General features: G+C 59.4%; 16 protein-coding genes. 5 read left to right on the forward strand and 11 right to left on the reverse strand.

What is annotated here, in order from left to right; genetic code table 11:
* The first annotated feature begins 120 nt into the window (after nt 1-120).
* Together QZR30_RS23680 and QZR30_RS23685 are read left to right on the forward strand one after the other, a co-directional pair.
* Nucleotides 121-801 (forward strand): Fe2+-dependent dioxygenase, encoded by a 681-nt coding sequence (locus QZR30_RS23680; protein WP_046070878.1) that lies wholly within the window; start codon nt 121-123, stop codon nt 799-801.
* Between the two features lies 1 nt (nt 802).
* Nucleotides 803-1,552, forward strand: coding sequence for a tetratricopeptide repeat protein (locus QZR30_RS23685; RefSeq protein ID WP_311904348.1), 750 nt, complete (start codon nt 803-805; stop codon nt 1,550-1,552).
* Between the two features lie 48 nt (nt 1,553-1,600).
* On the opposite strand, the gene QZR30_RS23690 is transcribed toward QZR30_RS23685, so the two are convergent.
* The 5 genes from QZR30_RS23690 to QZR30_RS23710 all read right to left on the reverse strand — a co-directional run bounded on the left by QZR30_RS23690 (nt 1,601) and on the right by QZR30_RS23710 (nt 6,687).
* Nucleotides 1,601-2,764, reverse strand: coding sequence for a type III PLP-dependent enzyme (locus QZR30_RS23690; protein WP_003188470.1), 1,164 nt, complete (start codon nt 2,762-2,764; stop codon nt 1,601-1,603).
* A 473-nt stretch (nt 2,765-3,237) separates the two neighbouring features.
* Nucleotides 3,238-4,395, reverse strand: a complete 1,158-nt coding sequence (locus QZR30_RS23695) for an osmoprotectant ABC transporter ATP-binding protein OsmV (RefSeq protein WP_046070880.1) — start codon at nt 4,393-4,395, stop codon at nt 3,238-3,240.
* On the reverse strand, nt 4,392-5,045 hold the full coding sequence (locus QZR30_RS23700) for an ABC transporter permease (RefSeq protein WP_311904350.1): 654 nt from the start codon (nt 5,043-5,045) through the stop codon (nt 4,392-4,394). The genes QZR30_RS23695 and QZR30_RS23700 overlap by 4 nt, the downstream gene beginning before the upstream one ends.
* 12 nt (nt 5,046-5,057) lie before the next feature.
* Nucleotides 5,058-5,951, reverse strand: coding sequence for a glycine betaine ABC transporter substrate-binding protein (locus QZR30_RS23705; protein ID WP_046070881.1), 894 nt, complete (start codon nt 5,949-5,951; stop codon nt 5,058-5,060).
* Nucleotides 5,952-5,970: 19 nt separating this feature from the next.
* Nucleotides 5,971-6,687: an ABC transporter permease gene (locus QZR30_RS23710; RefSeq protein ID WP_004372306.1), complete on the reverse strand. Its 717-nt coding sequence runs from the start codon at nt 6,685-6,687 to the stop codon at nt 5,971-5,973.
* Between the two features lie 332 nt (nt 6,688-7,019).
* Between QZR30_RS23710 and QZR30_RS23715 the strand changes: the two genes are divergently transcribed.
* From QZR30_RS23715 to QZR30_RS23725, 3 genes are all read left to right on the forward strand, one after another.
* Nucleotides 7,020-8,603, forward strand: coding sequence for a peptide chain release factor 3 (locus QZR30_RS23715; protein ID WP_059398065.1), 1,584 nt, complete (start codon nt 7,020-7,022; stop codon nt 8,601-8,603).
* 185 nt (nt 8,604-8,788) lie between these two features.
* Nucleotides 8,789-9,184 (forward strand): hypothetical protein, encoded by a 396-nt coding sequence (locus tag QZR30_RS23720; RefSeq protein WP_145916451.1) that lies wholly within the window; start codon nt 8,789-8,791, stop codon nt 9,182-9,184.
* 522 nt (nt 9,185-9,706) lie between these two features.
* A complete protein-coding gene (locus QZR30_RS23725; protein ID WP_046070885.1) occupies nt 9,707-9,961 on the forward strand; it encodes a hypothetical protein in 255 nt (84 codons plus the stop codon).
* A 73-nt stretch (nt 9,962-10,034) separates the two neighbouring features.
* Here QZR30_RS23725 and QZR30_RS23730 read toward each other — a convergent pair whose 3' ends face one another.
* The 6 genes from QZR30_RS23730 to QZR30_RS23755 all read right to left on the reverse strand — a co-directional run bounded on the left by QZR30_RS23730 (nt 10,035) and on the right by QZR30_RS23755 (nt 18,285).
* Nucleotides 10,035-12,293: a TonB-dependent siderophore receptor gene (locus tag QZR30_RS23730; RefSeq protein WP_046070886.1), complete on the reverse strand. Its 2,259-nt coding sequence runs from the start codon at nt 12,291-12,293 to the stop codon at nt 10,035-10,037.
* Between the two features lie 437 nt (nt 12,294-12,730).
* A complete protein-coding gene (locus QZR30_RS23735; RefSeq protein ID WP_311904351.1) occupies nt 12,731-13,702 on the reverse strand; it encodes a peptide ABC transporter ATP-binding protein in 972 nt (323 codons plus the stop codon).
* Nucleotides 13,702-14,670 (reverse strand): ABC transporter ATP-binding protein, encoded by a 969-nt coding sequence (locus QZR30_RS23740; protein WP_005784736.1) that lies wholly within the window; start codon nt 14,668-14,670, stop codon nt 13,702-13,704. Before QZR30_RS23740 ends, QZR30_RS23735 begins: the two co-directional genes overlap by 1 nt.
* A 10-nt stretch (nt 14,671-14,680) precedes the next feature.
* A complete protein-coding gene (locus QZR30_RS23745) occupies nt 14,681-15,592 on the reverse strand; it encodes an ABC transporter permease subunit (RefSeq protein WP_003188486.1) in 912 nt (303 codons plus the stop codon).
* Nucleotides 15,593-15,602: 10 nt separating this feature from the next.
* On the reverse strand, nt 15,603-16,613 hold the full coding sequence (locus QZR30_RS23750) for an ABC transporter permease subunit (protein ID WP_003171721.1): 1,011 nt from the start codon (nt 16,611-16,613) through the stop codon (nt 15,603-15,605).
* A 76-nt stretch (nt 16,614-16,689) separates the two neighbouring features.
* Entirely contained in the window at nt 16,690-18,285 is a 1,596-nt protein-coding gene (locus QZR30_RS23755) for an ABC transporter substrate-binding protein (protein ID WP_056845522.1), read from the reverse strand.
* Between the last annotated feature and the right edge of the window lie 74 nt (nt 18,286-18,359).

Here is an 18,359-nt window from a genome sequence, read left to right on the forward strand (position 1 = left end):
TCGAATTTACATTCTTTACACTTTTTTCTTACGGTTTTTGCAATCTCGTTCGTCCCCGAGTTTTACAGGGTAGATAAGAATCAATACTATTGGCGCCTCTCTGATTGCAGGTATTGCCTCATGTTGCTGCACATTCCCGGCCTGTTTTCTCGCGAGGAGGTGCTGCGCATTCGCCAGGCCCTGGAAGAGACCGAGTGGGCCGACGGCAAAATCACTGCCGGGCATCAGTCCGCCAAGGCCAAGCACAACCTGCAATTACCCGAAGGCCACCCCCTCGCCAAGGAAATCGGCGCGGCCATGTTGGAACGGTTGTGGAACAACCCATTGTTCATGTCGGCGGCGCTGCCGCACAAAGTCTTCCCGCCGTTGCTCAACTGCTACACCGCTGGCGGCAGTTTCGACTTTCATATCGACAACGCCGTACGCCAACCCAAAGGCAGCCCCGAACGTGTGCGTACCGATCTGTCGTCCACGCTGTTCTTCAGCGACCCGGACGAATACGACGGCGGCGAACTGGAAATCCAGGACACCTTCGGCCTGCAGCGGGTCAAGCTGCCCGCCGGCGACATGGTGCTGTACCCCGGCTCCAGCCTGCACAAGGTCAACGCCGTGACCCGTGGCGCCCGCTATGCTTCGTTCTTCTGGACACAAAGCCTGGTGCGCGAAGACAGCCAGCGCACCTTGCTGTTCGAAATGGACGGCGCGATCCAGCAACTGACCCGCGACGTTCCTGACCACCCGGCACTGATCCAACTCACCGGTACCTACCACAACCTGCTGCGCCGCTGGGTCGAGGTCTGAGATGGGATTTTTATTGCGTCGCCAGGAAGTGCTCAACGTCGAGCAATTGCAGTCCATGCTCGACGATTCCCCGGTGCGCGCTGCCCAGGCGATCCTGATCGCGGCCAGGGAAGGCGTGGTCGACGCCCAGGCGTTGCTCGGGCAGATCCTGCTGGAAGGACGTGGTATTGCGCGCGATGAAACGCTGGCATTGCGCTGGTTCCGCATCGCCGCCCAGGGCGGGCATTCGATGGCGCGCAATATGACCGGGCGCTGCCTGGAGCATGGTTGGGGCTGTGCCGTCGATGAAGCGGCGGCAGCGCGGGAATATCGGCTGGCAGCCGAAGCCGGGTTGGATTGGGGCCAGTACAACTACGCCAACCTGTTGGCCACCGGCCGCGGCGTTATGCAAGACCAGGCCCAAGCGCTGACGTTTTATCGCCAGGCCGCAGGGCAGGGCCACGCCAAGTCGATGAACCTGGTGGGGCGTTATCTGGAAGACGGCCAGTATTGCCTCAGGGATCTTGAGGCAGCCTTTGAATGGTACCGGCGCTCCGCCGAAGCCGGGGATTTTCGGGGGCAATTCAGCCATGCAGCGGTGCTGGCGGACAGAGGCCAGATCGACGCTGCGCTGGAATGGCTACGCAAGGCGTTGGCGGCTGGGAATCTCAAGTTCCTGCGAACGGCGTACGAGGCGCTGGCGCTGGCCAATGACCCGCAAATTCGCGCCATGGCCGGTGCCTATCAACAACGTGCCGCGTCCTTTTCCTGAGGCAAAAAAAACCCATGACTTGTCATGGGTTTTTTATAGGCGGCGGTCTTACACGTAGAACGATTTCAACGGCGGAAACCCGTTGAACTCAACTGCGCTGTAGCTGGTGGTGTAGGCACCGGTCGACAACCAGTACAAACGATCACCAATCGCCAGGTTCAACGGCAAACCGTACTTGTAGTTCTCGTACATGATATCGGCGCTGTCGCAGGTGGGGCCGGCGATGACCACTTCTTCCATCTCGCCTTTCTTCTCGGTCCAGATCGGGAACTTGATGGCTTCGTCCATGGTTTCGATCAGGCCGGAGAACTTGCCCACATCGGTATACACCCAACGCTCGACGGCGGTGCGCGATTTACGTGCAACCAGCACCACTTCACTGACCAGGATGCCGGCGTTGGCGATCAACGAGCGGCCTGGCTCCAGGATGATTTCCGGCAGGTCGTCGCCGAAATCTTCCTTGAGGAAACGGATGATTTCTTCGGCGTAGGTCTCCAGGCTGTTGGTGCGGGTGATGTAGTTGGCCGGGAAGCCGCCGCCCATGTTGATCAGCTTCAGCTCAATGCCATCTTCTTCTTTCAAACGTTCGAAGATCACCTTGACCTTGGCGATCGCCGCGTCCCACACGCTGATGTCGCGCTGTTGCGAGCCGACGTGGAACGAGATGCCGTACGGCACCAGGCCCAGGTCGCGGGCGAGGATCAGCAGGTCCATGGCCATGTCGGTCTGGCAGCCGAATTTGCGCGACAAAGGCCAGTCGGCCGTGGTCGAGCCTTCGGTGAGGATGCGCACATACACTTTCGAACCCGGCGCGGCCTTGGCGATGTTGCGCAGGTCGGCTTCGGAGTCGGTGGAGAACAGGCGCACGCCCTTCTCATAGAAGTAGCGGATGTCCTTGGATTTCTTGATGGTGTTGCCGTAGCTGATACGGTCGGCGCTGACGCCGCGGTCCATGACCTTGTCCAGCTCGTAGATCGAGGCGATGTCGAAGCTCGAACCCTTGTCTTTCAACAGGTCGATGATCTCCACGGCCGGGTTGGCCTTGACCGCGTAATACACCTTGGCGAATTCGAAACCGGCACGCAGGTCATCGTAGGCCTGGCTGATCATCGCGGTGTCGATCACCACGAACGGGGTTTCTTGCTTGTCGGCGAACGCCTTCATTTTGTCAAAGGTGGCGCGCGCGAAATAGTCTTCGACGTTGATCGACATGCTGGGGACTCCTAGGGGCAAACTGTATTAATCAATGGGTACAACTGAACGTCCTCCGTATCCCCACTTTGGTTCGCCTACTTCCCAAGGCATGTCGCCGAAAGCAAAAAGGCCACGGGGTAAGCTTCCCTTGGCCTTGCTGTCTCGTCGTCAGTACTTGAGCCGGATGGATCGTTTCCAGCATGGACGTTCGGCGCGAACTTTAGGGCTTGACGGGCGTGGGATCAACTAAAAATGTCGCGTTTTTGCACGCGTTCGTCGTACGGCCGCGTGCAGCTACTTATGTAACCGACCGGTGTGACGGATTGATGTTCCCCGCTGAGTGGGAATTGAGGACATTTCCCTGACTCACCGAGGGGCAAATGTGGGAGGGGGCTTGCTCCCGATAGCGGTGTGTCAGTCACTTCTCAGTCACTGATTCACCGCTATCGGAGCAAGCCCCCTCCCACATTTTTTATCCCTGTTGTGTCAGGTCAGGCCAGGGCGGTCTCGGCCGGCGAGACAATACTGGTCTTGCCGCCACGGGACTTGCCGGAACTCAGGTACTCGGCAATCGACTCCTGGGTCACTTCACCCAGGAACACCCGCTCCGCATCCATCACCGGCAACCACGAGCGGTTGAACTCATACATGCGCGACAGCAGGATGCGCAAATGCTCGTCGTACGCGGCGGTGGCGTTGAACTCACGCAGGTACTGGCCGCAGGTACCGGCTTGACGGTGCAAGTCGCGACGGCGTACATAACCCAGCGCCTTGTTCTCGGCACAGGTGACCACCACGTAGCGGCGGTCGTGCTCGTCCATCAGCTCCAGGGCATCGGCCACCGGGGTTTCCGGGCTGACCGACGGGGCGTTGTCCGCCGCGTCTTCGGCCTTCACCAACAGCAGGCGCTTGAGGGTGCTGTCCTGGCCCACGAAGTTGCTGACAAACTCGTCGGCCGGGTGCGCCAGCAGCGTGTCCGGGTGGTCGATCTGCAACAACTTGCCGGCGCGGAAGATGGCGATCTTGTCACCCAGCTTGATCGCTTCGTCGATGTCGTGGCTGACCATGATCACGGTCTTGTTCAGCGCGCGCTGCATCTCGAAGAACTCGTTCTGGATCATTTCGCGGTTGATCGGATCGACCGCGCCGAACGGTTCATCCATCAGCAACAGCGGCGCATCGGCCGCCAGCGCACGGATCACGCCGATACGCTGTTGCTGGCCGCCGGACAGCTCACGCGGGTAGCGATGCAGGTACTGCTTGGGCTCCAGCTTGATCATGCTCATCAGTTCGCGGGCGCGGTCGTGGCATTTTTGCTTGTCCCAACCGAGCAGCTTGGGCACGACCACGATGTTTTCCTCGATGGTCATGTTGGGAAACAGGCCGATCTGCTGGATCACGTAGCCGATGTTGCGGCGCAGGGTCACTTCGTCCAGGTCAGTGGTGTCTTCACCGTTGATCAGGATCTTGCCCGAGGAGGGCTTGATCAGGCGGTTGATCATCTTCAGCGTGGTGCTCTTGCCGCAGCCCGACGGGCCGAGGAATACACAAATCTCGCCTTCGTTGACGGTCAGGCTTACATCGTTGACGGCGGTAATGGTCTTGCCGTTGCTTTGAAAAGTCTTGGACAGGTTTTGAAGTTCGATCATTTGAGCAATCCTTTTGGAGTCAGCGAGTGTTGCAGCCATTGCAGAAGCAGGTCGGCGAAGATGGCCAGGAGACTGACCAGCACGGCGCCGACAATCAGCATCGACATATCGCTGCGGCTGATGGAAGCCAGAATAAGTACACCCAGGCCACCGGCACCGATGGTGGCGGCGATGGTCATCACGCCGATGTTCATCACCACGGCGGTGCGCACCCCGGCGAGGATCACCGGCACGGCGATGGGCAGCTCGACCATGCGCAGGCGCTGGCCGAAGGTCATGCCGATGCCTTTGGCGGCCTCGCGAATGCCTGGCTCAACGCCGGTGAGGGCCAGGTAGGTGTTACGCATGATTGGCAGCAGGGAGTACAGGAACACGGCGGTGATCGCCGGCATCGGCCCCAGGCCCTGGCCGAACTTGGAGTAGAACGGCAACAGCAGCCCGAACAGGGCGATGGACGGCACGGTCAGCAGCACCGTAGCGCTAGCCTGCAACGGACCGGCCAGGGTCGGGAAACGAGTCATCAGTACACCCAGGGGCACGCCGACGACGATAGCCAGGATCACTGCGATGCCGACCAGGGTGATGTGCTGCCAGGTGAGTTGCAGGACTTGGGCCCAATCAAGATGGGAAAAGGCGTTCAAAAATTCCATGTCTTCTCCTTCTTAGTTGATCGGATGTTGGCGCAGGAAATCGGCGGCGACAGCGGACGGGCTTTCGTGGTCGACGTCGACCCGCGCATTCAGCTCGCGCATGGTTGCGTCGTCGAACAGCTCGGCCAAGGGCTTGAGCTCTGCGGCCAATTGAGGATGCTGGTCGAGATATTCCTGACGGATCACCGGAGCTGCGGTGTAGTCCGGGAAGTAATGCTTGTCGTCGGCCAGCAGCTTCAATTTGAACGCGTTCAGGCGGCCATCGGTGGTGTAGACCAAACCGGCAAACACCTGGCCATTACGCAGGGCGGTGTAGACCAGGCCAGCGTCCATCTGCCGAGTGTTTTTGCGCGTGAGGTTCATGTCATACAACTTGACCATGCCGCCCATGCCGTCGGAACGGTTGGCGAACTCGGTGTCCAGGGCCACCAGTCGGTTTTCCTTGGTGTCCTCGGCCAGGGCCTTGGTCAGGTCGCTGATGCTGTTGATCTGCGGAAATTCCTTGGCCACGTTTTCCGGCAGTGCCAGCGCGTAGGTGTTGCTGAATTTCGACGGCGAGAGCCAGACCAAGCCTTTTTTCGCGTCGAGTTCTTTCACCCGGGCGTAGGACTGTTCGCTGTCGAGTTTCTCGTCCACGTGGTTGTAGGCCACCAGGGACACGCCGGTGTATTCCCAGATCAGGTCCAGTTGTCCGCTTTCCTGGGCACTGCGCGCCAGGTTGCTGCCCAGGCCACCCGTCACACGGGCGTCGTAACCTTTGGTGCGCAGGTACTGGGAGGTGATTTCGGCAAGCAGGGTCTGCTCGGTAAACACCCGGGCGCCAATGCGAATCACCGGTTTTTCAGCGGCTTGCGCAATACCTGCAAACAGCAGGACGCAGCCTAATATCAAGCTTAGTTTTTTCATGTCGATTCCTTTCCTGGCGTTAAGACGGGCGCAACCCGCGTTCCAGCCAGAGGCGGCTGGCCATGGTCACCAGGCCGTCAAGCAGCAATGCCAGCAGCGCGGTGCACGCGGCGCCGAGCAACAGTTGCGGCTGGTTGTTCAGGGCGATGCCGGGGAAGATCAGGCTGCCGAGGCTGTTGGCGCCAATCAGGAACGCCAGTGGGGCGGTGCCGACGTTGATCGCCAGGGCCACACGTACACCGCCGATGATGATCGGCACTGCGTTGGGCAGTTCCACGCGAAACAGCACCTGACGCGGCGTCATGCCGATGCCGGTGGCGGCTTCCTTGAGGGAACCCTGGACGTTTTTCAAGCCTTCGTAGGTGTTACGCACGATGGGCAGGAGGGAGGCGAGAAACAGCGCGAAGATGGCCGGGCCGCTGCCGATGCCGAGGACGCCGAGGGCGATGGCCAGTACGGCCAGGGGAGGGACGGTGTTGCCGATGTTGAAGATCTGCATGAAACGTTCTGCACGCCCGACCATGTTGGGTCGGCTGAGCAGGATACCAGCGGGGATGCCCACAATCAGGGCTGCCAGCATGGAGACTAGGACAAGAATCAGGTGAGCTTGCAGGTAAAACAACAAATCGTCGCGGTACAGTTCGATCGTGTTGATGCCGATCCAGTGGACCAGCAGGGCCAGGAGCGCGACGACAACCGCGCCTCCTATCAGCCCTTTGCCATAGCGAATAGCCACAGGCGGACTCCTTTTTTTCTTTTGTCGGCGAACACATTCTCCGGCGGCAATGCCATTCCTGGCTGTCGGCGAATAGGTTCGCGAAAAGCAGCTCGCCGATACTGGCAATGCAGTATGCGATCAAGCCATGAGCGCAGCCTCGTCAGGCTAACTTGCTGATATTTCAGCCCCTGTTCCGAGTGCGGTAGCAGGGGAGTGGACGTCTCGACCTTTTAAAAGGTTCCACACTTGGGCGCATTTAGCCACCCCCAATGGGCTCAACGGTGGTCCGTACCCCCTCGTTTGCGCTATACTCGTCGCCCTTTTTTGACTCACCTGCCAGGCGATTTCCCATGACCCACCAGGCCGCCGAAGTCGCGAAACGCCGCACTTTCGCCATTATTTCCCACCCCGATGCCGGTAAAACCACCATCACCGAAAAGCTGTTGCTGATGGGCAAGGCGATCGCGGTAGCCGGCACGGTGAAATCGCGCAAATCCGACCGCCATGCCACATCCGACTGGATGGAGATGGAAAAACAACGGGGTATTTCCATTACCACGTCGGTCATGCAATTCCCGTATCGCGACCACATGGTCAACCTGCTCGACACCCCCGGCCACGAAGACTTCTCCGAAGATACCTACCGCACTCTGACCGCGGTGGACTCGGCGCTGATGGTCCTCGACGGCGGTAAGGGTGTCGAGCCACGTACCATTGCGCTGATGGACGTTTGCCGCCTGCGTGACACGCCGATCGTCAGCTTCATCAACAAACTCGACCGTGATATCCGCGACCCGATCGAGTTGCTGGATGAAATCGAAGCCGTCCTGAAGATCAAGGCCGCGCCGATCACCTGGCCGATTGGTTGCTACCGCGACTTCAAGGGCGTTTACCACCTGGCCGACGACTACATCATTGTCTACACCGCTGGCCATGGTCACGAACGTACCGAAACCAAGATCATTGAAAAGCTCGACTCGGACGAAGCCCGCGCCCATCTGGGTGACGAGTACGACCGTTTCGTCGACCAGCTGGAACTGGTGCAGGGCGCCTGCCACGAATTCAACCAGCAGGAATTCCTCGACGGCCAGTTGACCCCAGTGTTCTTCGGTACCGCCTTGGGCAACTTCGGCGTCGACCACGTGCTCGACGCGGTAGTGGACTGGGCCCCGCGCCCGCTGGCGCGTGTCGCAAACGAGCGCACCGTGGAACCGGTCGAAGAGAAATTTACCGGCTTCGTGTTCAAGATCCAGGCGAACATGGACCCCAAGCACCGCGACCGTATCGCCTTCATGCGTATCTGCTCCGGCCGCTACGAAAAAGGCATGAAGATGCGCCACGTGCGCACCGGCAAGGACGTGCGCATCGGCGACGCCCTGACGTTCTTCTCCTCCGAGCGTGAACAGCTCGAAGAAGCCTACGCCGGCGACATCATCGGCCTGCACAACCACGGCACCATCCAGATCGGCGACACCTTCACCGAAGGCGAAACCCTGGGCTTTACCGGTATCCCGCACTTCGCCCCGGAACTGTTCCGCCGCGTGCGCCTGCGCGACCCGCTCAAGTCCAAGCAACTGCGCCAAGGCTTGCAGCAGTTGGCCGAAGAAGGTGCTACCCAGGTGTTCTTCCCCGAGCGCAGCAACGACATCATCCTCGGCGCCGTCGGTGTGCTGCAGTTCGATGTGGTCGCCAGCCGCTTGAAAGAGGAATACAAAGTGGAGTGCTCCTACGAGCCGATCACCGTGTATTCGGCGCGCTGGATTGATTGCAGCGATAAGAAGAAGTTGGAAGAGTTCTCCAACAAGGCCGTGGAAAACCTGGCGATCGACGGCGGTGGTCACCTGACCTACCTGGCCCCGACCCGGGTGAATCTGGCGTTGATGGAAGAGCGCTGGCCGGATGTGAAATTCCGCGCGACCCGCGAGCATCATTAAAAACAAATAATCCCTATCTATGAACAGAAGGCCCCGCACGTTGATAGTGCGGGGCATTTTTTATTTCACTGCTTTTTTTGTGTCTACTGTCAATGTTGACAGTAGACACAAAATAGGGTGGCACCTAATTTATAGGCGGTAACTCAGTAAGTCTGAATGTTCTCAGCCTGATGCGGAGGTGTGCAATGGAAAATGCAAGTAAAGCTGCCAGTGGGCAGGTTAGTTACACGGTCGGTACAGGCACAGTCATATATGGAGTGTCTGATATGTATGACGGTGGCGATTCTATTGTCATCGTGACAGGGAATACCGGTTCAGAAGGGGGAAGTATCCAATTATTTTTCAATGGTGGAAAAGAGTTCTGGCTGCGTAACAGCCCGTTGAGCGGAACATTAATTGCAGAATATATTCCGCAGTGGGATAACGGTCGAAAATGGCTGGGGATTTCCGGTACCGTAGAGGCGGTAGTGAGTGCCGAGAGAAAACTGGCTATTGTTGCCTTTACTTTTATGGCTCGTCGTAACCAAAGTTCCGAAACTGTTGAAATTACCGGGCGTCTTTATTGCAATGCGTTTGCTTAATGCTTTAGCAGAGGTGGGTTGCAATAAGTAGTGGATTTTAGCTGTTTGCTTTTTGGTAATATATGGGCGGGTCTTAAGTCTAATTTGTCATAAGTATTTGCGGTAAGCGCACATCCAATTTAGCGTTTTGGGTGTGCCGCTCGCCCATCGGCGAATTTGGAGAACCCTATGTTTATAACGCAACGTGCTATCCCTCTAATAATGTTGGCACTTCTCGGGGGAACGGTTGCCTGGGCGCACGAGTTGCAAGTAGCAACTGCGTTGGCACCCACCTGGAAAGAAACCGGCCCCGTCACCAAGAAAAAGCAAAGCGAGGCCAGCTCCGGTAGCTGGCAGCCCCAGGCCCAGCCTGCACCCAAGGAAGATTAGGAAAACCCCTACAACGAAGGCGAAGACAGCGAAACCTACGACGACGGCAATAAGTGAAGCCTGGCGAAAACCCGGCATCGGGACTAGCGTCAACGCTGGCGACGGTGAAGCACTGCCGTGCGGGATTCATCTACTGACTGGACGGAATCAACCATGAGTATTTTTCAACGCGTAGTGCTGTTGATGAAGGTGCTGGTGCTGTTGTCGTTGGGGATGTCGACGGCCTGGGCGCATAACCCGGTGCAGAGCGTAGGGGTGGTGACGAGTGGCCAGGCATCGGACTTGCAGTTGGCCAAGTCCGAAGCCGAACCAGGCGATCAAGGCCAGGGCGGCAGCGAGGGTGATGATGGCTCGACTACCGACGAGCCTGACAGCGACGACGCAGACGAAGGCGACAGCCAGACGTAGTCTTGCTGAAAAGAGCGCGCCTCCCGTCAGGCTATAGCTGGCGGAAGGCGCTTTTCAGACCTCAGGCGGTGACTTAGAACGAGGTGGTCACCGACGCGAAGTAAGCCCGGCCCGGCTCGTTATAGGTCTGTGCACCGGCATCCTCGGCATTGCCTTTGCGCGACAGGCGCTTGTCCAGCAGGTTGTTGATACCGACACGCACGCTCAAGTTTTTGCTGAACTCATAACCACTGCTCAGTCCCATCAGCCCATACGGGTCGACATCCTGCTGGGCGCTGCGGTCATAGCTGTTGGCGCTGCGTGAGTTGAGTGTCGGCGCTTCCTGCTTGCCGTAGTAGGTGCCGCTGACCTGGAAGGACAGCTTGTCGGTGGCTTGCCAGTCCAGCGTGGTGTTGACGGTGTACTTGGGGATGATGCTCAACGGCTCGCCGGTGTCTTTGTCCTTGGAGTCGATCATGTAGGTCAGGTTGGTGTTCCAGTCCAGATCGCTGCGCAGGCTTACGAACAGGTTGCCTTCAACCCCCTGGACCAACGCGGGCCCGCTGTTTTCCCACTCCAGCACGCGGCGACCATTGCCCAGGCGGAACGCCGCCTCGTTACTGGCATTGATCTTGTTCTTGTAGTCATTACGGAAGTACGTCGCGCTGGTGCGCCAGGTGCCCTTGTCGTAGGCCAGGCCGATTTCTTTATTGACGCTGATTTCCGGTTTCAAGTCCCGATTACCCACCAGGTAGCAACCGCCCATGTTGGCTTCGCTGGCGTTGCAACCGTTGCCTCGGCTGTACAGCAAATAGTTAGGGTTGGACTGATACAGGTTCGGGGTCTTATACGCCCTGGCAATACCGCCCTTGAGGCTCAGTTCATCGGTCAACTGGTGCGAGGCGTTGAAGCTGGGGCTCCAGTTGCCGCCGTATTCTTCATGATCGTCGTAGCGCAGGCCCGGGGTGATGATGGTCTTGCTGCCCAGTTCGATGTTGTCCTCGGCAAACAATGCGTAGCTCGATGCGGTGGTCTTGGTGCTGTTGCGGCTGACCCCAGGAATGGCGGGGACGCCGCCGGTGCCCGGGTCATAACTTTGCGGGCGCAACGAGCCGGGATCGTTCATCGATTCGTAGAGGTATTCGCTGCCCAGGGTCAGCACCTGTTCGGTGCCCAGGCTCAGTGGCAGGTTGACCTCGGCGGTGGCCCGGGTATTGCGCAAGCGTGATTCGAAACGACCGGCGCTGGCCGAAGGCGCACCCTCGCCGGCACCGGCCAGGCCTTCGTTGAGACGCTCGTTGCGGGTCAGGTCGTGGGTCAGCGAGGCCAGGGTCGAGCCCCAGTCAAATTCACCACGGTGGGTTGCAGAGAAGCTGCTGCGTTGAATCACACTGGTTTCCTTGCCCACCAGGCTTTCAACGAATGCGCCACCGCCGTTGAGCATGGTGTCGCCGGCAAAAATATTACCCTGGCGGCTATAGCTGGCTTCCAGGTCGAGGGTTTGCTCTGGTGTGAATTGCCAGCTCAGCAAGCCATTGACGTCTTTATTGCGTACGCCTTCGCGGCCAGCGACCAAAGAATCAGGCGTCGCTTGGGCTGCGCGGTTGATGTCGGCGTCATCGGCGTCGGTCTTGTTCAGGCCGCCATAGACGCGGAATGCGAGACTGTCGGTCAGCGGGCCGCTGAGATTGAAGTTGGTACGTTTGCTCGCGCCTTCGGCGTCATTTTCGGGGAAGGCGGTGTAGGCGGTCAGCGAACCGTGCAATTGGTCGGTCGGGCGTTTGGTGATGATGTTGATCACCCCGCCCATGGCCCCGGAGCCATAACGAGCGGCGGCCGGGCCGCGCAGGATTTCAATGCGCTCGACTTCTTCGGCCGGCACCCAGTTGGTTTCGCCACGGGTATCACGGTCACCGCTCCAGCCATAACGCACGGCGTTGCGTGAGGTGGAGGGTTTGCCATCGATCAGGATCAGGGTGTTTTCCGGGCCCATGCCGCGCAGGTCGATCTGACGGTTATTACCGCGGCTGCCGCTGGAGCTGTTGCCAGTCAGGTTGACGCCTGGCTCGCGGCGGATGATCTCCGACAGGTCGTTGGTGGGCGGGCGCTTCTTGATGTCCTCGGCGGTGATGATCGATACGCCAGGGGCTTGCTTGAGTTCTTCGGCAGCGGTGCCTAGTACTCGCGTTTCTTCCAGCACCAAGGCTTGAGGTTGGCCATCTACAGGCAGGTCTGTCGCTTCGATCGGCACTTTATCGCGCTGTTTTTCCACACTCTCCGCCAACAGCGCGGGGGACGAAAGGGTAGCGATAAACGCCAGCGATAGATGGCTGAGCCTGAATTGAGACGACATGTCCACAAAGTCCTTTACGAGGGGCGATTGAACGAGAGGCGTCTGAATTTTTCGCGTAGCCAACCGTGGCTTGGCAGCCAGTATCCAGCGCCCTCTTTGTGTCTTGATGGTATTGATTCTCAAATAAAAGTAAATTGCATTTACAATCTATACACTTTCCAGAGGGCTCTGACGCAATGTTTTCAAGGCCGGAGGCATTGAAAGGCGCAGGGCCATCTGTATTTTCTTTGCTACAAACGCGCAAAAAAAAAGCCCCTCCGGCCAGACTGATGCGCAATCTGGCGGGAAGGGCGATGGAACTCATTGAAGCTGCAGCCCCTGTAGGAGCGAGCTTGCTCGCGAAGACCGCATGCACACCGCGTTAAATCAGAATGCCCGCGTTATCGTTGACGTCTTTCGCGAGCAAGCTCGCTCCTACAGTGGGAGGCTGTGTTGCTTCAGGCCACGAATTGCTCCGCGTAGTGGCAAGCCACCTGACGATTATCCAAAGGCCTCAATAACGGCTCCTCACTGCTGCAACGCGCCGTGGCATACGGGCAGCGCTTGTGGAACGCGCAGCCAGGTGGCGGGTTCAGCGGGTTGGGCAGTTCGCCGACGATTTTGATCTTCGGCTTGTTCGGGTCCGGGTGAATGGTCGGTGTGGCCGACAGCAGCGCCTGGGTGTAAGGGTGCAGCGGGCGGGCGTAGATGTCTTCCTTGGGGCCTACTTCCACCGGGCGGCCGAGGTACATCACCATCACGTCGTCGGCGACGTGTTGCACCACCGCCAGGTTGTGGGAGATGAACACGTAGGCAGTGTTGAACTCCTGCTGCAGGTCCATGAACAGGTTGAGCACCTGGGCCTGGATCGACACGTCCAGCGCCGAGGTCGGCTCATCCGCCACCAGCACTTTGGGTTGCAGCATCATTGCCCGGGCCAGGGCGATACGCTGGCGCTGGCCGCCGGAGAACATGTGCGGGTAGCGCTGATAATGCTCGGGGCGCAGGCCCACTTGCTTCATCATCGCCTGCACTTTTTCGCGGCGCTCGGCGGCGGACAGGTTGGTGTTGATCAGCAACGGCTCCGCCAGTTGATCACCGACTTTCTGGCGTGGGTTCAACGATGCATAGGGGCTTTGGAACACCATTTGCACGTCTTTGCGCAATTGCTTGCGCTGGGCCTTGTCGGCGCCAGCCACCTCTTGCCCGGCGATTTTCAACGAGCCAGACGATGGCTCTTCAATCAGCGTAAGGGCACGGGCCAGGGTGGATTTGCCGCAACCCGACTCGCCCACAACCGCGAGGGTCTTGCCGGCTTCCAGCTCGAAGGACACACCATTGAGGGCACGCACGGTGGCGTGGCCCTTGAACAGGCCACGGGACACTTCATAGTGACGGGTGAGGTCGCGGGCGGTAAGTACGACGGCCATTACGCCACCTCCTGGTTCAGCGGGTAGAAGCAGCGGGCGAGGCTGTTGCTTTTCGGGTCAAGGCTTGGACGCTGGGCGCGGCAGGAGTCCTGCACATACGGGCAGCGCGGTGACAGCAAGCAGCCCTGAGGACGGTCATAGCGACCTGGCACGATGCCCGGCAGCGTGGCCAGGCGCGTGGCGCCGAGGCTGTGTTCCGGGATCGCCTTCAGCAACGCTTCGCTGTACGGGTGTGCTGGAATGTCGAACAACTGCGGCACCTGGCCAACTTCCACGGCCTGGCCGGCATACATCACGCACACGCGCTGGGCGGTTTCGGCCACGACAGCAAGGTCGTGGGTGATCAGCACCAGGCCCATGTTCTGCTCTTTCTGCAGGGCCAGCAGCAGTTCCATGATCTGCGCCTGGATGGTTACGTCCAATGCGGTGGTCGGTTCATCGGCAATTAGCAGTTTCGGCTCGCCGGCAATTGCCATGGCGATTGCCACGCGCTGGCTCATACCGCCGGACAACTGGTGCGGGTAGGCATCCATGCGGCTGGCGGCGCCCGGGATTTCGACTTTTTCCAGCAGCTCGATGGCACGCTTGCGCGCTTGCTTGCCGGACATTTTCAAATGCAGGCGCAGCACTTCTTCGATCTGGAAACCCACGGTGTAGCTGGGGTTCAGCGCGGTCATCGGGTCTTGGAACACCATCGCCAGGTCTTTGCCGACGATCTGGCGGCGCTGGCGGTTGCTCAGCTTGAGCATGTCCTTGCCGTCGAAGTTCAGGGCGTCGGCGGTGACGATACCGGGGTGCTCGATCAGGCCCATCAGCGCCATCATGGTCACGGATTTACCCGAACCCGACTCGCCAACAATCGCCAGTACTTCGCCTTTGTCGACGGAGATGTCGAGGCCATCGACCACCGGCACGGCGGTCTTATCGCCGAAGCGTACGTTGAGATTCTTGATTTCTAACAGTGACATGGGAATCTCCTCAGGCGGCGTTCTTGAGTTTCGGGTCCAGCGCGTCGCGCAGGCCGTCACCCATCAAGTTGATTGCCAGCACGCTGAGCAAAATGGTCAAACCAGGCAGGCTCACGACCCACCAGGCGCGTTCGATGTAGTCCCGAGCCGAGGCCAGCATGGTGCCCCACTCCGGGGTTGGCGGTTGTACGCCAAGGCCGAGGAAGCCCAGGGCGGCGGCATCGAGGATCGCCGACGAGAAGCTCAGGGTGGCCTGGACGATCAGCGGCGCCATGCAGTTAGGCAGCACGGTGATGAACATCAGGCGTGGCAGGCCGGCGCCGGCAAGGCGGGCGGCTGTCACGTAGTCGCGGTTCAGTTCGCCCATTACCGCCGCGCGGGTCAGACGTACGTAGGACGGCAACGACACGATAGCAATGGCGATTACGGTGTTGATCAGGCCAGGGCCGAGGATGGCGACAATCGCCACGGCCAACAGCAGCGATGGCAGGGCCAGCATGATGTCCATCAGGCGCATGATGGTCGGGCCAAGCAAGCGCGGGAAGAACCCGGCGAACAGGCCCAGCAGGATGCCCGGGATCAGCGACATCACCACTGACGACAAGCCGATCAGCAACGACAGGCGCGAACCCTGGATCAGGCGCGAGAGCAGGTCACGGCCCAGTTCGTCGGTGCCGAGCAGGAACTGCATCTGCCCACCTTCCAGCCAGGCTGGCGGGGTCAGAAGGAAGTCGCGGTATTGCTCGCTGGGGTTATGCGGTGCAACCCACGGGGCAAAAATCGCGCAGAACACGATCAGCAGCATGAACAGTAGGCCGGCAACCGCGCCTTTGTTCTTGGAGAAGGCTTGCCAGAATTCTTTGTACGGGGACGGGTACAGCAGGCTCTGATCGACTGCTGACACTTGAGTAGGTGTGGTCATGGTCATGATCTCAGCGCTGGTGACGGATGCGTGGGTTGGCGAAGCCGTAGAGGATATCCACCACGAAGTTCACCAGGATCACCAGGCAGGCGATCAGCAGAATGCCGTTTTGCACCACCGGGTAGTCCCGTGCGCCAATGGCTTCGATCAGCCATTTGCCGATGCCGGGCCACGAGAAGATGGTTTCGGTCAGTACCGCACCGGCCAGCAGCGTGCCGACTTGCAGGCCGACCACGGTAAGTACCGGAATCAGCGCGTTGCGCAGGCCGTGCACGAATACCACGCGTGCCGGCGAGAGGCCCTTGGCCTTGGCGGTACGGATGTAGTCCTCACGCAGAACTTCGAGCATCGACGAACGGGTCATCCGCGCGATCACCGCCAGCGGGATGGTGCCCAGCACGATGGCCGGCAGGATCAGGTGGTGCAGGGCGTCCCAGAACGCGTCCGGCTCGTCGGCCAGCAGGGTGTCGATCAGCATGAAGCCGGTGCGCGGCTCGATGTCGTAGAGCAGGTCGATACGCCCGGAAACCGGGGTCCAGCCCAGGCTTACCGAGAAGAACATGATCAGGATCAGGCCCCACCAGAAGATCGGCATCGAATAGCCCGCCAGGGAGATGCCCATCACCCCGTGGTCGAACAGGGATCCTCGTTTCAAGGCCGCGATCACCCCGGCTAACAGCCCTAGGATGCCGGCGAACAACAGGGCGGCCATGGACAGTTCCAGGGTCGCAGGGAAAAGGGCGGTGAACTCGGTCCACACGCTGGTGCGGGTGCGCAGCGATTCGCCAAGGTCGCCCTGGGCGAGCTTGCCGACGTAATCCAGGTATTGCGCATACAGCGGCTTGTTAAGGCCAAGGCGCTCCATTGCCTGAGCGTGCATTTCGGGGTCAACCCGCCGCTCGCCCATCATGACTTCTACGGGGTCGCCTGGAATCATGCGAATCAACGCAAAGGTCAGCAACGTGATGCCGAAGAACGTGGGGATCAATAACCCCAGTCGGCGGGCAATAAAACTAAACATCTTGGTGTGTACCTCAATCAGCCGGTTAGGCAGGTTCGGCACCGTCAATATCGACGGCGCCGAGCGTTTTTCTTATTTACTTCACCTGGGTGGTGGCGAAGTTATTGTTCGTCAGCGGGCTTTGGGTATAACCCTCGACGTTCTTGCGCATGGCGGTAAACATTTTTGGATAAGCCATGGGTATCCACGGCTGGTCCTTCTCGAAAACATCCAGGGCTTGTTCATAGAGTGCGGCCCGTTGCTGGGGTTCAGCGATGGCGCGCGCCTTGTCGATCAAGTCCTGAAACTCTTTGTTACACCAGCGGGCGTAGTTTTCGCCGTTTTTCGCCGCATCGCAACTCAGGTTGGGGGTCAGGAAGTTGTCCGGGTCGCCGTTATCCCCGGCCCAGCCGGCGGAAACCATATCGTGCTCACCGTTTTTAGCACGCTTGAGCATCTCGCCCCATTCCATAACTTTGATGTTGACCTTCAGGCCAATCTGAGCCAAATCCGCCTGCATGCGCTGGGCGCCAAGCATCGGGTTAGGGTTGGTCGGGCCGCCGCCGTTACGGGTGAACAGACTGAACTCGGTGCCTTCCGGCACGCCGGCTTCCTTGAGCAGGGCGCGGGCTTTGTCGAGGTCGCGAGGTGGGTTCTTGAGCTTGTCGTTGAAGCCCAGTAGGGTCGGTGGATACGGACCGGTGCCGACCACTGCATTGCCTTTGCCGTACAAGGCATCGGTGTAGCCTGCCTTGTCGAACGCAATGTTGATCGCGTGACGTACCCGTGGGTCGCTCATGTACTTGCGGGTAGTGTTCAGGGCGGTGTAGCTGGTAGTCATGGCCGCCAGCTCATCGACTTTCAGGTTCGGATCTTTCTTGATGCTCGGCAGATCATCCGGCTTGGGATAAAGCGCGATTTGACATTCATTGGCCTTGAGCTTTTGCAAGCGCACGTTGTTATCGACCGCAATGGCCAGGATCAACGGGTCGGCGGGCGGCTTGCCACGGAAGTATTCCGGGTTGGCCTTGAAGCGCACCTGAGCGTCTTTCTGATAGCGGATGAAAATGAACGGGCCGGTGCCGATCGGCTTGCTGTTGAGTTCGTCGGTCTTGCCGGCGGCGAGCAGCTTGTCGGCGTACTCGGCGGAGTGGATAGCGGTGAACGGCATTGCGACATCGGCCAGGAACGGTGCTTCAGGGCGCGTCAGGGTGAAGACGACGGTGTGGTCGTCAACCTTCTCGACACTCTTGAGCAGTTCCTTGAAACCCATGCTTTCAAAATAAGGGAAACCGGTGGTGGACTTGTTATGCCACGGGTGTTTCGGGTCCAACTGGCGCTGGAAGCTCCACAGCACATCGTCGGCATTCAAGTTGCGCGTGGGCTTGAAGTAATCGGTCGTGTGGAACTTGACGTCTTCGCGCAGGTGGAACGTGTAGGTCAGGCCGTCATCACTGATTTCCCAGGACTTGGCCAGCGCGGGAACCACCTCGGTCGTACCCGGCTTGAAATCCACTAGACGGTTGAACATGGTTTCAGCAGCGGCATCAGCGGTTACGGCGGTGGTGTACAGCACCGGGTCGAAACCTTCCGGGCTGGCTTCGGTGCAGACCACCAGCGGTTTGGCCGAAACGCCGATTGCCACGCTCAACAGCGCGGCAGCCATGGCGGCTTGTAGTGGGAGCATTTTCATTCAGAGCCCTCTGCAATCGATGGAACCAGAAAAGCGTAGACGGCGAGGCTCGTCCTGAGCCCGCCGTCTACCTG

It is taken from the genome of Pseudomonas sp. rhizo25 (assembly GCF_031931935.1).
Lineage (GTDB): Bacteria > Pseudomonadota > Gammaproteobacteria > Pseudomonadales > Pseudomonadaceae > Aquipseudomonas > Aquipseudomonas synxantha.